A 559-nucleotide genomic window follows, 5' to 3' on the forward strand; every position below is an offset into this window, starting at 1 on the left:
ACCTTCTTTACGCTGGCAGAGCTGAACCTTACGATTAAAAGTTTACTGGAAGACCTCAACCAACGGCCCTTCAAAAAGCTCCCAGGTTGCCGCTTAAGCCAGTTTGAGATGCTGGACAAACCGGCGCTTAAACCGCTGCCAGCGACGCGCTATGAATACCTTGAGTTCAAGCTGGCGCGAGTCAATATTGATTACCACGTCGAGTTCGACAAGCACTATTACTCCGTTCCTCATCACTTGGTGAAGACACAAGTTGAGATCCAGGCCAGCCGCGACGGTGTTGCTATCTTCTTTAAGGATCAGCAGGTAGCACGTCATGCACGTAGCCAGCGTCAAGGTGGGTTTACTACCAACACACACCACATGCCTGAAGCACACCAGCGGCATCAGCAGTGGACGCCGAAGCGACTGCTGTCGTGGGCGGGAACGATCGGCCCCGCAACACACGCGATGGTTGAGCTGTTCTTACAACGAAAGCAGGTGCCAGAGCAGGCGTATCGCGCCTGCTTGGGGTTACTGAATCTCGCCAAACAATACACACCGGCACGCCTAGAGGCGG

General features: G+C 54.2%; 1 protein-coding gene. It reads left to right on the forward strand.

Annotation, left to right across the window (positions count from 1 at the left end; all coding sequences use genetic code 11):
- On the forward strand, positions 1 to 559 hold a 559-nt coding region (locus O9X78_RS20830; protein WP_435056070.1), incomplete at both ends, for a Mu transposase domain-containing protein.

It is taken from the genome of Zhongshania aquatica (genome assembly GCF_027257955.1).
Taxonomy (GTDB): Bacteria; Pseudomonadota; Gammaproteobacteria; order Pseudomonadales; family Spongiibacteraceae; genus Spongiibacter; species Spongiibacter aquatica.